Below are 14,404 nucleotides of genomic sequence, written 5' to 3' on the forward strand. Positions count from 1 at the left end.
TAAGGCACTCACTGGCGTGGGGAATACTTTTAGGATGAAGCATCATTGGCTATTCGTTTGTAAGCTAAAATCCAATAACCAGAAGTTAAGCATACACTGCTTACAGCTAACTCTATGTTAAAATTAAAAAATGTACTTTTGCGAAAAATAAAAAATATGAGCGAAACGATTATGACTTGCCCAAAATGTGGCTCCAACTACACCTACGAACAAGACCACCTGATGGTCTGCTCCCAATGCTTCCACGAGTGGGACCCCGCAGAGGCTGGAAACGAAGATAAAGTCTTTGACGCTAACGGAAACGAACTGAAAGATGGAGACTCCGTAGTCGTGGTAAAAGACCTCCCAGTAAAAGGAGCCCCAAAACCCGTGAAAGCAGGCACGAAAGTGAAAAACATACGCCTGAGACCCGATAGCGACCATAATATAGACTGCAAAATAGACGGCTTCGGAGCAATGGCTCTTAAATCCGAATTTGTAAAGAAAGCATAAGTATTAACACCCCTTGAAGCTACCCTGGCGTGGTTTCTTATCATTAAACCAACCTATTGAAAGATGGAAAAATTAGACGCCCTAAACCAAGTGGCAGCGTTTCACAAGACCTTTAATGCCCCGATTCTGGACGCCCCACAAATCCCCTCTGCTGATAGAGCAGAGCTAAGACTGAAGCTCCTCCAAGAGGAGCTGGACGAGCTGAAAGCCGCAATAGAAAACAATGACCTTGTGGAGGTGGCTGATGCCCTCTGCGACTTGCAGTATGTGCTCAGCGGAGCGGTGCTGGAGTTTGGGATGGGCGAGAAATTCGTAGAGATGTTCGATGAAGTGCAGCGCTCCAATATGTCCAAAGCCTGTACTACTCAGGAGGAAGCCGATGCCACAATAGCATTCTATGCCAATAAAGGCGTGGAAGCCTATTCTGAGAAGTCGGGAGATAAGTTTAATGTTCACCGAAAAGCCGATAACAAAGTCTTGAAGAGCATTAACTACTCGCCAGCAGATTTAAAGAAATTCTTAGGCTAAGAAGATCCGATGATGAGGCAGAAACGCTTTTTAACAATCGCAGTTGTAGGGCTCGTATCGGTGGTGCTCACCTCTTGTCTCGGTGAGAAAATCGTAGTGAATCGGCAGGTAGAATCTTCGCAAGACGGAGCTTTACTCCTCGGCAGGCAGACCCTTGACCAGTTCCACAAAGAGCCTTTTAAAGATTGGTTTGCAAAGGAGTATTCAGACTATACTCCCCACTCGGAAGCTATTAAATCATTAAAAAAAGCAGGGATTAACTCCACCCGAATAAGCGTATTTATAGGTACTTGGGATACCGATAGCCAAAGGGTGTTTTCAAGGCTTATCAAAGTTTTAGATGTGATGAAATATCCAAAAGCAAAGCTGGAAATCATTGCGCTCAACCGAAAGAAAGAGTCTCCCGCAGGCGAAGAAGCCGCTAATAACATCCACCAACTCCCTACGATTATCATTAGAAAATATGACAAGGTACTCGGAAGGCTGGTAGGAAACCCCAAGACAGGGTTGCTGGAGCAGGATTTAGTACAGGTACTCAACAAAAAATAAATAAAGTATGAAAGAAGTAAGATTTAAAGACGGGCTACTGATGGGCTTTCTGCTCTCGGTACTCGTCTCCTTTGCGGTTTATTTCTTCACGATAAAGGGCGGTCAAAATGAAAAATCGGATTACTACCTCATCACCAATCAAATTCAAAAGATGAATAAAATGGTGGTTGTAGAGCAGGATTTCTCCTCTATGGAACGCACAAAAATCACCCGAGAGCTCTTCGGAGGTACAATCCCAGGTACGGAGAAATCCATCATCACCTTTACCAAAACCAATGTGCAGGTAAGCTACGACCTCAATAAAATGAATATAGAGGTAGATTCTACTCGTAAGCGACTCATCATTCGCGAGCTCCCACAGCCACAGGTTCGCATCCTCCCAAGTGTGGAAATACAAGCGATGGATGATTCTTTCCTCAGCCGTTTCAGCGAAGAGGAAATAAAGAAAATTACCCAAAGTGCTAAAGACAAAGCCTACAAAAGTGTGAATCAGGAAAGGCTCATTAGCAATAGTAAAAAGCAGCTTATAGAGAATTTGGAACAAATATTTGTCTTAGCCCAAGTCCTCGGATATAGCATAGAAGATGATACGAAAACCTTGAAATTATAACAATGGATTTAAGAGATCAGCTTAAAAACCTCTTCCCAGACCATATAGAAGAAGACTTTGAACTTCCCGAAGAGAGAGAAGTATTTGAACAGCGCAATCCGCTCATCTGTAAGTACGAAAAGAAAGGCAGAAATGGAAAGCCCGTAACCCTTATAGAAGGATTTGAAGGTAGTACTGATGAACTAAAAGCAATTGCAAAAAGACTCAAAACCCAGCTGGGAATTGGAGGTTCGGAAAAAGATGGCGTCATCATTATACAGGGAGACAACCGAGATAAAGTAATGCAAATTCTAAAAGATATGGGATATAAAACCAAAAGAGTTGGCGGATAAGCCCACATTATAAAAAAAGAGACAATCAACATTGTCTCTTTTTCTTTTTTAGATTAATTATTAGTCTAATTGTGGTTCAATTTTCTTAATCATCAGGTTTATCCTTCGCATCCATTCTTGTGGTTGAGTGGAGTATCCCGCTTTGGCTATTGCCTTTACCCATTCGGAGTGGTCATCGTTGCCTTTTAGTCTTTGGTAATACTTCTTTCTCGATAGCAGGTCGCAAAACGCCCTGAAACTGTCCTGAGTAGATAAAAAACTTCTGTATCTGGATTTATTGACTGTATTTTTTCCCACAATACCAAAATGATTGTTTAAGATTTGAGAGTTTTTACTCGTTCCTCCTCCAGATTCTACAAAGGCTACTGCCAATATTACTGTGCTGGGGATTCCATATTCCTGAGAGAGCTGAGCTGCAATCTCTTTATGCTTCTCTATATACGAGTGTTTTTTCTGTGCCTTTACTGAGGAGAAAGACAAAACCAAAAGAATACTTATGACAACAGTTTTAAGATTTTTAAAATGTCTCATACATTATTATTTGCTGGCAAAGCTATCTCTGTGAGGAGGTTCACTAAAACTTTTTAGACTTTTTAACGCGGTTTCAGCCATTTTGTCAGAAAAACAAGGAGGTAGATGTTAAAAGAATTAACATTTATACCTCAAAATATAGCCAAAGGGAAAATAAAAAAGCTGAGATATTTTGTATCTCAACTCTTTTGTTGGTAAGTCTTGTTTTAGTCATCAATTCTTAGAAAAGCTCCGCTTGAGCTAAATTCTAATTCCAAACCATTAGAAATTTTCACACTGTAACCATAGCGCTTTTTATCTATTTCTAAGACTTTTGTACCTGGGAATTTCTGTTTAATGTAAGCAGCTATCTTTGCTGGCACTGCTGAGAAAGGAATCCCCATATGTTTATTCTCTATCTCCTTCCAAACGCCACTTCTATTGAAATCCAACTTCGTACCGTCTTCTAAATAGACTTGATACTCAGAGATGATACCATAGTCATAATCCTTCGTTGCTTGAAGAATTGGGCTACTGAAATTCTTTTTAATAAATGCCTGAGCCGTCTTTGGCAACTGAGAGGAAGTAATAACTACATCATCTTGAGCCTTTGCAAATACACCTGTTGATAAAGCTAATACAGCTAAAATCATTTTTAAACTTTGTCTTGTCTTCATTTGTATAAAATTTTACTGATGCAAAGAAATAAACAAATTTGGGAAAGATTTAGGAAGGCTTATAAGTTTATGATATTCGATTGATAAACTAAGTATTTATACTTAAAGCCTACTTACCTGCCAACTAAGGGTCTACAAAGACGGTTTGTTTTATGGAGTGGTAGGCTTTTACTTGGTCGAATTCGTGGAGGCTGTGCTCTATGAATTGTTTATATCGCTTGTAGCTTTTGCCACGAGGAAGTTTGAGCATTATTTGGTAATGATAATAGGTATTAATTCGCGAAATGGGAGGCTTTTCGGGGCCAAAAACACATTCTGAAGGGAGGTATTTTCTTAGGATATTCCCCATAAAGGTTGCTGCTCGCTCGAGTTTATCCTCTTTTCGGTGTTTGAGCTGTATTAAAACCAATTTTGTATAAGGTGGATAGTGGAATTTCTTCCGTTCATCCAATAGATAGCGGTAGATTTCGGAGGGTTGGGATTTATTAATCAACCTAAAAATAGGCTGCTGAGGATTGAAGGTTTGAAGAATGATGCGCCCCTGTCCCGACTTCCTGCCAGCCCTTCCAGATACTTGGGTGATGAGCTGATATGCGCGCTCCTCTGCTCGGAAATCCTGTATGTGCAGCATCTGGTCGGCTCGAGGGACGGCTACGAGTTCTATATTGTCAAAGTCCAGCCCCTTAGCAATCATCTGCGTACCGACTAAAATATCAGTCTTGCCTTCCTCGAGCTTTTCGTAGAGCTTTTCGTAGGCAAATTTCCTCCGCATAGCATCGGTATCCATTCTATCTACTTCCGCATTGGGGAAATGCTTCTGGATTTCTTCATACATCTTCTCCACCCCTATGCCACGCTCGCTAAGGTTTTTAGATTTACACTTGGGGCAAGCGATAGGGCGAGCTGCTCGGTTGCCACAGTAGTGGCACTTCATCTCGTGAGATGCCTTGTGATAAGTGAGTACCACATCGCAATTTGGGCAGTAGGCCACATAGCCACACGCCTCGCATTCCAATACATTGGAATAGCCTCGCTTGTTGTGGAGTATCATTACTTGGTGCTTTTCATCCAATACCTTTTTTATCTCACCGAGAAGCTGATGACTGAAATTACCGCTTACATTTTTCAAATCCTGAGCTTCCTTGTAATTAATGACCTCCATTTTGGGAAGTGCCACTTCTGCATATCGCTCTCCGATGAATACATATTTGAGCTTACCGATTTGGCTAAGATAATACGCCTCTACCGATGGCGTAGCCGAGCTGAGGATAACTGGAGCATTGTAGAGGGAGGAGAGGTAAAGTGCGGCATCTCTCCCATTAAAAAAGGGGCTGACTTCTTTCGGTTTAAAAGCAGAATCGTGCTCCTCATCTACCACGATAAGCCCTAAACTCTGAAAGGGCAGGAAAAGAGCAGCCCGCGTTCCAATGACTACGCTAAGCTCATTATTCTTTACCTTTTTCCAGACCTCTACTTTCTCAAAGTCGGTAAGTTTTTGGTGATAATACCCCAATGCCTTTCCATATTTCTTTTCTAATCTTAGTATCATCTGTTTTGTAAGGGAGACTTCGGGGAGGAGGAGGAGCGCTGTACCTCCTTTGGAGACTACTTCATCTATCTTTTGGAGGAAAATATGCGTCTTCCCAGAGGAAGTAACTCCGTGCAAGAGTACATTCTGTCGGTTTGCAAAGGCATCATCTATTTCATCTTTTGCTCTTTGCTGGGTAGGGCTTAGCCGCTCTACTTTCTCCATTTCCCCTTCGTAGAAGGTGAGCCTGTCTTTGGTAAGGTAATACTCTTCTACGATGCCTTTTTCTATAAGCCCTTTTAGATGTGTAGGAGTAAATGTTCCTTTCTCCAAAACATCAGATTTGCGGAGAGGAGCGTCTGGCGCTGCAGAATAAAGCGAGAGGAGGTGCATCAGTAGCTCTCTCTGCTTTGCTGAGCGTTTTAAATTGGTGAATATCTGTGTGAGGTCGTCTTTTAGAATTCCTTCCTTTATCTTAATATAGGCCACTTCCTTAGCTCTATACCTCTCGGAGACCTTTTCGTCTATCTCTATATATTGCAGGTCTATGAGGGATTTTACTGTTTTTATAATTTCCTTTTTGGGGATAAATGCTTCTGTTTCTTTCAGGTTGATGACTTGCCTCACTTCCAAAGCCTGAATGAGGAAAATCTCATTAGCCTCTAAAATCTGATAATCTATCTCTGCATTGGGGCGAAGTTTTAGATAAGTCTCGCTTTCTAATTTAAGAGATGCGGGGAAGGCAAAGCGGTAGACCTCCCCTATATTGCAGAGGTAGTAGCCCGAAAGCCATTCCCAAAAGCGGAGCTGCTCCTGTGGGAGCAACGAAACCTCATCCAGCACACTGATGATTTCCTTTGGAATAAAACCCTCAGGAGCATTTGAGTGTAATGACTGCACAATGCCTGTATAAATCTTCTTCCCACCGAAAGGAATTAAGACGCGTTTTCCTTCCTCAACTTCATCAGCTAGGGCATCGGGAATCTTGTAAGTAAAAGTTCCTTTCAGATTTAATGGAAGAATAACTTGTGCAAAAGTCAATGCTAATAGGGTTTAGATATGGATTTTCGGTTGCAAAAATAAAAATCACTAAACTGCCACTGGGGCTTTGATGCCAGGATGGGGCTCATAATTCTCCAAAGAGAAATCCTCGTATTTGAAATCAAATAGATCTTTTATCTCTGGGTTTAGTTTCATTGTTGGGAGCACTTTTGGCTCTCGTGCGAGTTGCTTTTTCACCTGCTTAAAGTGGTTATTATAGATATGCACATCTCCGAAGGAATGCACATAATCCCCCACCTCCAAGCCACAGACCTGTGCTACCATCATTGTGAGGAGGGCATAGCTCGCAATATTAAATGGCACACCGAGAAATACATCTGCAGAGCGCTGATAGAGCTGAAGCGAGAGTTTTCCATCGGCTACATAGAACTGAAACATCGCATGGCAGGGAGCAAGTGCCATATTAGGGATTTCGGCAGTATTCCAAGCGGAGACGATAAGCCTCCTACTGTCAGGATTAGTCTTTATCTGCTCAATAACTTCAGAAATTTGGTCAATGATTTTACCATCGGCGCCTTTCCAGCTTCTCCACTGTGCACCATAGACCGGCCCGAGGTCACCATTATCATCTGCCCACTCGTCCCAGATCGTTACGCCGTTATCATTTAGGTATTTTATATTGGTATCACCTCTTAGAAACCAAAGCAGCTCGTAGATGATGGATTTTAAATGTACTTTTTTCGTCGTTACAAGGGGGAATCCTTTGGACAAATCATACCTCAGCTGATATCCGAAGATACTCCTTGTGCCTGTACCTGTACGATCAGTTTTATCCGAGCCATTATCCAATATATGCTGCAAGAGAGCCAAATAATTTTGCATAATAATAAAGATTAAGGCACAAATATAGCAATTAGCAATGAGCTATTGGCTAATAGCTATTAGCTGCTTAAAGCATAAATTAATTAATCTTTATCTTTGCTACCCATTAATTCAGAAACTTATGAAAAAAGATATTGAAACAAGGGAGGATATCATCAAGCTAGTGGATGTTTTCTATGATAAAGTGAAGAAAAACGAAATCCTCGGTTATATCTTCGATGATATTGCAAAGATAGATTGGTCTAAGCACCTCCCTGTAATGTATTCCTTCTGGGCGAGCATACTTCTTGGCGAGAAGAGTTTCAGTGGAAACCCAATGAAAAAGCATATTGACCTCGCACAGATTGCCCCAATGACAGAAGTAGAATTTACCGAGTGGATAAAAGTATTTTTCTCTACGATAGACGAGCTTTTCGAGGGTGAAGTAGCCGACGAAGCCAGAGCCAGAGCATCAAATATTGCAAGGCTAATGCTGGTTAACATAGAAAGGCGCTCACTCTTCTCGGTATAAAAAAAACACCCCTGAAACACATAAAACCCAACCATTATGGAACTGAATTATATCGTAAGAGCCCCTGAAAAAATAAACGCTGAGACGCCTGTGCTCTTTCTCATTCACGGATACGGGAGCAATGAACAGGATTTATTCTCCTTCGTACCCGATTTACCAGAAAACTGGCTCGTGGTGAGCTTCCGAGCACCAAGAAACACTCCATACGATGGCTTTGCGTGGTATGATATAGACTTTATCAATGCAGAGAAGTTCATCAATATACCTCAGGCAGAGGAATCATTAGAAGCGATACTCAGCAGTATACAGCTCATTAAAAATACCTACGGAATTGGCGAAGGGAAGAGCCATTTATGTGGATTCAGCCAAGGAGGCGTACTCGCTTATGCCCTTGCCCTGAAACATCCGAGCAAATTCTCCAAAATCGCCTGCCTGAGCACTTATCCAGAGACCAAAATTCTGAAGAATATAGAGGAAGACAAAAAGAAATTCGCCCACCTTTCGTTTTTTGTGTCTCACGGTACGGAAGACGCGGTAATCCCCATAGAATGGGCGAGGAAGGGAGCCGATTTGCTCTACGACCTCAGCTGCTATTTCACATTTAGGGAGTACATCAGCGGGCACGGAATCAACCAAAAGAACTACATAGACCTAATGAAGTTCTTCGCCAAGTAAAAAATAAAATACCTCTGAGATTTTCAGAGGTATTTTTGTGTATTCATTAATTTTTATTGCCTTCTCTTTCAATTTTTCTGGCTTCACCGAGCTTCTCCTCTATTTTGGAGACCACTTCTGGGTTTGAAACTTTTATCGGGACAGAAATTTTAGCATTCTCCCAAGCCATCAGCATCAGCATTCCTTCTTTTCCATTGGGTAGGAAGTCTATCGTAAACCACTCGGTGGGTGTTTTTGTGATTTCTACGGGGATGACAGTCTCCAGTACATTGAGTTTTTCATCAAAGGAGAAAGCACCCCAGCTTTGGAAATCTTTATTGAGAACCACCTGCCACTGATTGGGTTGCGGGATGATGTAAAGACCGTAAGTACCCGCTTTGAGCTCCTTACCGCCGAAAATTACATTCTGCCCGAAGCTGATTTTTGTACACGAATTGGCTCCTGCCCTCCAAACTTTGCCGTAAGGCACTAAATCTCCGAAGATTTTCCTCCCCTTTACGCCTGGTCTACCGTAATCTACCGTTATTTTTGAGATGGAGAACTGCTGATCTATTACTTGCCTTGGGCTGGCTGCGGGAATGGAGTAAGTCTGTGCATTTGAGAGGGATAAAAACGCCCCTACAAAGACTATTAAAGCTGCTTTTTTCATTAATCTAATTTTTCCTCAAAGGTATTAAATAATCAAAAATCCTCCAAAGGGCGGCCTGATTAAAACTTTAATGCCTTAGCTGAGTAATCCACCTTCTTAAATTATCAATTTAATAAATAAAAGGCGTATTTAATACCGATTTTCATCAAAATCACTACAATTCTTAGTAAGATTAATAAGATAACGCTCTATTTTAATGCCTCAGACCTCTATTTTAATGCGATGACGCATTAATTTAATACGATAACGGTCTATTTTAATGCGATGGCGCACTGATTTAATGCGATGAGAGTCAAAATTTGAGCGATGGCTATCAAGCTCAATTGGGCTAATGGGCTTTTTTTAGTAAATTGCCGCAGTAAAACAAAACAATGAATATTTTTAACCTGCTGATAGACGATAAGGAGAAGATTGACCTCGATGAAGTCTTCCTTAGCAATAAAAATAAAGAGACGATAAACCAACTGATTAAGGAGCACCAATACGCCGATAAACTGAGCGAATACGGCATACCGATTAATAATAAAATCTTCCTGTTTGGGCACTCAGGCTGCGGAAAAACGATGACGGCAAAAGCAATAGCCACCGCTACAAATAAACCGATTCTCATCCTGAACCTGAGCAATATCGTGAGCTCGCGGATTGGGGAGACTTCGCAGAATATTAAGCAGATTTTTGACAAAGCGGCAAGGGAAAAAGCAATACTCTTCCTCGATGAATTTGACCAAATAGGCAAAGCCAGAGGCAGCGATGATAAAGATGTAGGGGAAATGAGGCGATTGGTAAATACCATCATCCAGCTCATAGACTACTTCCCGAAAGAGGCTCTGCTCATCTGCGCGACCAACCACCCAGAGATTATAGACATAGCCCTGCTGAGGAGATTTCAGCTAAAAATCAAGTTTGAAATGCCTTCGGATGAGCTATTAAATCGGTACTATGACACACTACTGGAGCCTTTCCCCAAAGACTTTCAGAACATCGAGAGGAAATACAAAATCTCCTACGCCGAAGCCAAAGATTATACCCTGACCTTAGTGAAAGGGCTGCTCATCAACCAATGGGAAAACGAAAAAAATTAAATAAACAATGAAAGAAGACCTACTACACAACCTCGAAGCTATCCTTACCCGAATAAAAAACGCCTGTGAGAAAACAGGAAGAAACCCAAGCGAAGTAAAACTCCTCCTCGCTACAAAAACAGTAGACCCAGAGAGGATAAAAATCGCTCTACAAGCTGGGCAAACCCTCATTGCAGAAAATAAAGTGCAAGAAGTAAAAGAAAAATACGAAGCCCTGAAAGATACCCCCCACACCAGCCATTTCATCGGGCATTTGCAAACGAATAAAATCAAGGAAATCCTTCGCTATGGCATCTCCTGCGTAGAATCTGTGGACAGGCTGGACCTTGCAGAGAAACTCCAGCAAAGATTAGAGTTTGAAGACAAAACGATAGAGGTTTTTATCCAAGTAAATACCTCTGATGAGGAGAGTAAATTCGGTGTGCACCCAAGCGAAGCCATAGCACTCGTAAAAAAAGTAGCAGCACTCCCTCGCCTTAAAATAAAGGGGCTAATGACCATAGGGCTCTTCAGCGCCGAAACCGAAGAGGTGAGAAAATGTTTCCAACTGCTGAGAAAAATACAGCAAGACATCATTGCCCTTAACCTCCCAAATGTAGAAATGAATGAGCTGTCTATGGGAATGAGTGGCGACCTGGAAACCGCAATAGAAGAAGGTGCAACGATAGTACGCGTGGGTACTGCGATTTTTGGGCAGAGGATTTATCCAGACTCCTATTACTGGAACGAAGGCAAGCAAGCCTGAAAAATTAAAAAGAGGAATAATCCGATTATTCCTCTTTTTTGTACATCTCATCGCTGAAGTACTTACCTTGTTACCTTTCCGAATCTGAGAACCTCTTTGCCTTGTTTATTATACATATGGAGGGTGAGTCCATCTACTTTATAGGTTGCCACCTGAGTAATAGCCTGTGAAAAAGCATCTGGAATCTGCATATCTTCACAAAGTCGGAATGTAGTAGCCAGCGGACTAAATACCATTTCTCGGGAATTGAGCTTGCTAAAGCCTCCCATATAATGATTACAACCATCGGAGCCATTAACTTTGTTCTGGGAAGGGTCTATATTCATCGGGAACATAGAATCATCTCCTAATTTTTTAGAATTAACAGCCTCTAAAAGCCATTGACCCTCCAACTGAGTTTTAAAATCGCTTACTTTTTCCAATTCTCTCACCAGAGTATATCGTACAGAAGGAGCATCTGCTGGGACATCCTTAGGATTGAGTTTTTCTTCCCTTACCTCAATCTTTTTAAAGAAACCTTCCTCAAACTTAAAGCCCTCAATAGGTGAATAGATGAGCTCCCATTGGGCTTTATCTAAATCATTTCCTTTATAGACTTTCAAGCACTGCATTTTACCCACTCCTGAGCAGTCTGCCCTATAAGCATCTACCCAATATACACTTGTCTTTGAACTTCCACACGCCTGAAACAGCATTACTGCCATTAAAATCAAGCTAAAAACTTTTAAATTTTTCATTTGTTTAGTTATTATAGTTAGTATAAATTTTTCATTGCTCTTTCCTCCTGGTAAATTCTTATCCCCAGAATAATTAAATAAATCGGAAAAAGTATGCCAAAACTGATATTAGCTCTACACAAAAGAGCAATACCAATTAATTCTGGAATGATATTAAGGTAATAATTAGGATGTTTCACATACCTAAAAAGAAAGGAAGTCTTTATCTTATGATTTTTAAGGATATAGATTTTAAGCGTCCATACACTGCCCAACTGATAAATGACATAAAAAAGCATTAGGTAAGCGAAGGTAAGAACAGCAATACCGACCTCTGAAGTAGTATTAATTTGTAAATTCTGCTTTTGATAAGCCTCATAAAGACACGAAAAATAAAAGAGAATATGAGTACTGGTAAGCAATAAAGAATTAAACTTCCCATACTGAACACCTCCTTCTCTTATTATTCTCTTCTCATTTCGTATGGAAATAAAAAGAGAAACAAGCCTTAAACAAAAAAAATAACAAAAACAATCGTTACTGGATAAATGTTTGCAAACATAGTATTTAAGTTTTATGGTTGATTAGTTTTATTAACCGCTAAAATAAAGCATTATAATGTATGCACCTTAATACTCACTGTTATTTTTTTCTTAAAGTTTAATTCTTCCTCTGAAATTTCTTTAGAAGCTCATCCATCGGGATGAGTTTAAGTACCTTATTACCAATGAAGATAAAGATGAGAACAAGGCTAGGCTTGTAGATGAGATTAATGAAATCGTGAGTTGCATTAGGTAAAATCATTACCACACTCATCGAAATTGTACAAATAATCGTACCATACATCATCTCTATACCAAAAGGCTGAACCTTAAACTTCCAGTAATTAAATGCTACTTTTATGACATTATATATTGTGAGGGAAATCGCTGTGGAGATCGCTACACCAACCAGCCTTAGCTCCGTGTAATGAATGAAATAGAGATTGAGGCTCACCGTAAGCGCTGAGAGAAGAATCATTACCACGATATTAAACTTGTAGTATTGAGAGAGGGAGATGATGTTGCCATTAAAGCCCGTTGCAAGGTCAAATAAAACAGCCAATCCCCAGATCCAAACCACCGGTTGGTAGTAAAGCAGTAGAGCTCCATTTTTCATCAGCAAAGCGAGGAAGGGAAACCCCACAACGATGCACGAGAAAAGCACCGCACCCGAAAAGAAGAGATAAAACGAGGATTTTTTATAAAAGGCATCGAGCTCTTTGTATTTTTTTTCATTAAGATATTGATTGATCATCGGTGCGGATACATTGAAGAGCCCAAGCTGAGGGATTGAGACGAGGGAAATTAGCGAATAGAGAATGGAATAAACGCCCATATCTTCCATACCGAGAAATTCGCCTACCATTTGATTGTTTATCGTGAGCTGATTACCAAAAGTTCCCAAGAAACCAAAAAAACTATAGCTTGAAAAGTCCTTCCAAAGATGGTTTTTTCTAAAATAATCGGTTGAAAAATCCAGACGAATCGGTTCTAATCTTTGGGCATAGAGTGCATAGCCCATCATAGAAAAAAAGAAAACCGCAAGGAAGGTTGTAAATGAAATAACCTGCGAAAAACCACAAAAAAAGAAGAGTGAAAACGCCAGAAGATTAGCGATTTTTGGGAACAGGTTATCAAAAACATTGCTGATGGCGACTCTTTTGTAATTGGAGATAAACTTATTGAAAACGGGGCTGATTGAGAGCATCAGCACGAGGGGGAGAATGTAGAATTTGTAATTCCAGAACTCAAGCTGCTTTATTTTTGGAAATGCAATCGGCGCTAAGCCTACCCCCAGCAGGAAAATAAAAAAATTGATGAAGACAACTACCAAAGAAAGCGAAAGCATATTATGGTGCCTGCCGTCTTTATGGGCGTGGTAGAAGAATTTTACATTAGAATAAGACACACCTAATATGATAAATGGTGCGATAAACTCCGCAGAATTCATTATAAAGCGTAGCTTGCCATAGAACTCAAAATCTCTATTGAAGACAAAAACTGCTGAAAAAGTCCCCAACAAAAATCCAAAATAACCAATTAAAGTATATTTAAAACTCTGCCTCGCAACTACACTCATACCTGAAAACTATTGGGCAAAGATAAAGTTTTTAGCTTTAGGCAATAAGTAGCTTCTGGCTAATAGCTAAAAGCCAGAAGCCAATCGCTATAGGCTACCCTAATTTCTTAGAATCTGCGATGAACTGTGCCAGTCCATTATCCGTAAGGGGATGTTTAAGGAGCGAGAGTATCGGTGCAAGAGGCGAAGTGATTACATCTGCACCTATCTTCGCGCAGTTGATAATATGCATAGAATGGCGGATAGATGCCGCTAGGATCTCAGTATTGTATCCGTAGTTATCAAAAATAATCCTGATGTCTTCAATCAATGCAAGCCCGTCGGTAGAGATATCATCTAACCTGCCGAGGAATGGAGAGACATAAGTAGCCCCCGCCTTCGCCGCTAAAAGAGCCTGACCAGGGGAGAAAATAAGTGTGCAATTGGTCTTAATCCCCTTCTCGCTGAAATATTTCAGAGCCTTTACTCCGTCTTTGGTCATTGGGATTTTTACTACAATATTCGGGTGTATTGCTGCAAGCTCCTGCCCTTCTGCAATCATTTCATCGTAAGTAGTGGAAAGAACCTCTGCGGAGATATCTCCATCTACAAGCTCACAAATCGCTTTATAGTGGGCTTTTACAGCATCTTTCCCGCTGATACCCTCCTTTGCCATAAGGGACGGATTAGTCGTAACGCCATCTAAAATACCGAGGTCTCTTGCCTCTTTAATCTGCTCTAAATTTGCAGTATCAATAAAGAATTTCATTGTATGATAATTTACTTTTTTTAATCTAAGGGACGAAGATAGAAAAT

At 40.7% G+C, this 14,404-nt stretch carries 18 protein-coding genes; 9 read left to right on the forward strand and 9 right to left on the reverse strand.

Annotation, left to right across the window (positions count from 1 at the left end):
- Nucleotides 1-156: 156 nt before the first annotated feature.
- The 5 genes from DBX24_RS00325 (at nucleotide 157) to DBX24_RS00345 (ending at nucleotide 2,511) form a co-directional block, all read left to right on the forward strand.
- A complete protein-coding gene (locus DBX24_RS00325) occupies nucleotides 157-492 on the forward strand; it encodes a zinc ribbon domain-containing protein YjdM (RefSeq protein WP_160223609.1) in 336 nt (111 codons plus the stop codon).
- A 63-nt stretch (nucleotides 493-555) separates the two neighbouring features.
- Nucleotides 556-1,020 (forward strand): pyrophosphohydrolase domain-containing protein, encoded by a 465-nt coding sequence (locus tag DBX24_RS00330; RefSeq protein ID WP_120488858.1) that lies wholly within the window; start codon nucleotides 556-558, stop codon nucleotides 1,018-1,020.
- Nucleotides 1,021-1,029: 9 nt separating this feature from the next.
- Entirely contained in the window at nucleotides 1,030-1,569 is a 540-nt protein-coding gene (locus tag DBX24_RS00335; RefSeq protein WP_120488857.1) for a thioredoxin, read from the forward strand.
- A 7-nt stretch (nucleotides 1,570-1,576) separates the two neighbouring features.
- Nucleotides 1,577-2,179 carry a DUF4230 domain-containing protein gene (locus DBX24_RS00340; RefSeq protein ID WP_120488856.1) on the forward strand — a complete coding sequence of 201 codons (603 nt, stop codon included), beginning with the start codon at nucleotides 1,577-1,579 and terminating at the stop codon, nucleotides 2,177-2,179.
- Between the two features lie 2 nt (nucleotides 2,180-2,181).
- Nucleotides 2,182-2,511 carry a translation initiation factor gene (locus DBX24_RS00345; RefSeq protein ID WP_120488855.1) on the forward strand — a complete coding sequence of 110 codons (330 nt, stop codon included), beginning with the start codon at nucleotides 2,182-2,184 and terminating at the stop codon, nucleotides 2,509-2,511.
- A gap of 60 nt (nucleotides 2,512-2,571) precedes the next feature.
- On the opposite strand, the gene DBX24_RS00350 is transcribed toward DBX24_RS00345, so the two are convergent.
- The 4 genes from DBX24_RS00350 to DBX24_RS00365 all read right to left on the reverse strand — a co-directional run bounded on the left by DBX24_RS00350 (nucleotide 2,572) and on the right by DBX24_RS00365 (nucleotide 7,110).
- Nucleotides 2,572-3,042, reverse strand: coding sequence for a glucosaminidase domain-containing protein (locus DBX24_RS00350; protein WP_120488854.1), 471 nt, complete (start codon nucleotides 3,040-3,042; stop codon nucleotides 2,572-2,574).
- 206 nt (nucleotides 3,043-3,248) lie between these two features.
- Nucleotides 3,249-3,698, reverse strand: coding sequence for a PepSY-like domain-containing protein (locus DBX24_RS00355; RefSeq protein ID WP_120488853.1), 450 nt, complete (start codon nucleotides 3,696-3,698; stop codon nucleotides 3,249-3,251).
- Nucleotides 3,699-3,822: 124 nt separating this feature from the next.
- Nucleotides 3,823-6,267, reverse strand: coding sequence for a replication restart helicase PriA (priA, locus tag DBX24_RS00360; protein WP_160223610.1), 2,445 nt, complete (start codon nucleotides 6,265-6,267; stop codon nucleotides 3,823-3,825).
- A 48-nt stretch (nucleotides 6,268-6,315) separates the two neighbouring features.
- Nucleotides 6,316-7,110 carry a thymidylate synthase gene (locus tag DBX24_RS00365; RefSeq protein WP_160223611.1) on the reverse strand — a complete coding sequence of 265 codons (795 nt, stop codon included), beginning with the start codon at nucleotides 7,108-7,110 and terminating at the stop codon, nucleotides 6,316-6,318.
- A 121-nt stretch (nucleotides 7,111-7,231) separates the two neighbouring features.
- Between DBX24_RS00365 and DBX24_RS00370 the strand changes: the two genes are divergently transcribed.
- Together DBX24_RS00370 and DBX24_RS00375 are read left to right on the forward strand one after the other, a co-directional pair.
- Nucleotides 7,232-7,621 carry a group III truncated hemoglobin gene (locus DBX24_RS00370; protein WP_120488850.1) on the forward strand — a complete coding sequence of 130 codons (390 nt, stop codon included), beginning with the start codon at nucleotides 7,232-7,234 and terminating at the stop codon, nucleotides 7,619-7,621.
- Between the two features lie 36 nt (nucleotides 7,622-7,657).
- Nucleotides 7,658-8,296, forward strand: a complete 639-nt coding sequence (locus tag DBX24_RS00375; protein ID WP_160223612.1) for an alpha/beta hydrolase — start codon at nucleotides 7,658-7,660, stop codon at nucleotides 8,294-8,296.
- 46 nt (nucleotides 8,297-8,342) lie between these two features.
- Here the strand turns inward: DBX24_RS00375 and DBX24_RS00380 are convergent, their stop codons facing one another.
- Nucleotides 8,343-8,945, reverse strand: coding sequence for a DUF2911 domain-containing protein (locus tag DBX24_RS00380; RefSeq protein ID WP_160223613.1), 603 nt, complete (start codon nucleotides 8,943-8,945; stop codon nucleotides 8,343-8,345).
- A gap of 371 nt (nucleotides 8,946-9,316) precedes the next feature.
- On the opposite strand from DBX24_RS00380, the gene DBX24_RS00385 reads away from it, so the two are divergent.
- Entirely contained in the window at nucleotides 9,317-10,027 is a 711-nt protein-coding gene (locus DBX24_RS00385; protein WP_120488847.1) for an AAA family ATPase, read from the forward strand.
- A gap of 7 nt (nucleotides 10,028-10,034) precedes the next feature.
- A complete protein-coding gene (locus DBX24_RS00390) occupies nucleotides 10,035-10,772 on the forward strand; it encodes a YggS family pyridoxal phosphate-dependent enzyme (protein ID WP_160223614.1) in 738 nt (245 codons plus the stop codon).
- Nucleotides 10,773-10,834: 62 nt separating this feature from the next.
- On the opposite strand, the gene DBX24_RS00395 is transcribed toward DBX24_RS00390, so the two are convergent.
- From DBX24_RS00395 to fsa, 4 genes are all read right to left on the reverse strand, one after another.
- Entirely contained in the window at nucleotides 10,835-11,509 is a 675-nt protein-coding gene (locus DBX24_RS00395; RefSeq protein WP_160223615.1) for a DUF4377 domain-containing protein, read from the reverse strand.
- A 17-nt stretch (nucleotides 11,510-11,526) separates the two neighbouring features.
- Nucleotides 11,527-11,787: an isoprenylcysteine carboxylmethyltransferase family protein gene (locus DBX24_RS00400; protein WP_245957173.1), complete on the reverse strand. Its 261-nt coding sequence runs from the start codon at nucleotides 11,785-11,787 to the stop codon at nucleotides 11,527-11,529.
- A 361-nt stretch (nucleotides 11,788-12,148) separates the two neighbouring features.
- A complete protein-coding gene (locus tag DBX24_RS00405; protein ID WP_160223616.1) occupies nucleotides 12,149-13,609 on the reverse strand; it encodes a lipopolysaccharide biosynthesis protein in 1,461 nt (486 codons plus the stop codon).
- A 94-nt stretch (nucleotides 13,610-13,703) separates the two neighbouring features.
- On the reverse strand, nucleotides 13,704-14,357 hold the full coding sequence (fsa, locus tag DBX24_RS00410; protein WP_120488842.1) for a fructose-6-phosphate aldolase: 654 nt from the start codon (nucleotides 14,355-14,357) through the stop codon (nucleotides 13,704-13,706).
- Nucleotides 14,358-14,404: the final 47 nt, after the last annotated feature.

It is taken from the genome of Bergeyella cardium (genome assembly GCF_009914665.1).
In the GTDB taxonomy this organism is placed as follows: domain Bacteria; phylum Bacteroidota; class Bacteroidia; order Flavobacteriales; family Weeksellaceae; genus Bergeyella_A; species Bergeyella_A cardium.